This is a genomic window from Mesorhizobium sp. M2E.F.Ca.ET.209.01.1.1, assembly GCF_004010375.2.
Taxonomy (GTDB): Bacteria; Pseudomonadota; Alphaproteobacteria; order Rhizobiales; family Rhizobiaceae; genus Mesorhizobium.
This window is the reverse complement of record NZ_SADP02000598.1, coordinates 1-343: the sequence shown is the minus strand read 5'-3', so window position 1 is coordinate 343 and position 343 is coordinate 1. Positions and strand designations below refer to the sequence as shown.

Genomic DNA, 343 nt, shown 5'->3' with positions numbered 1-343 from the left:
GCGGGACCTGCACGACTGACGCCACGAGCCCGCCTTGGCCTGTGTGAGCAAGCAGGCCGGACGTTGTGGCCATAACGGCGTCTGGGCTAAGGGTTGCCCATGGGCATGTCGCGTTGGCGGGCAAAACTCAAGAAACCCATTCGTTCCGGGGCGCTGAGGTTTTTCAGCGTTCCTTCCGTGCTTTGGTCGCAAGGGATCGGGCGTTTCTGCGACTTCGCCGGACCCGATTGGTATCGCTGGGCGCCGACCGAATCGACGCAAAGCGAGGCTTTTTTCCGCGACCATTATAGCGGCGCGCATGGCATCGTCTGGGTGCGGCTGAGCACCCTGGCCAGGCTTGCGC

General features: G+C 63.3%; 1 pseudogene. It reads left to right on the top strand.

The annotated features are described in order from the left end of the window. Nucleotides 1-99: 99 nt before the first annotated feature. Nucleotides 100-343: pseudogene (locus EN852_RS41910) on the top strand (hypothetical protein); the annotation flags it as partial.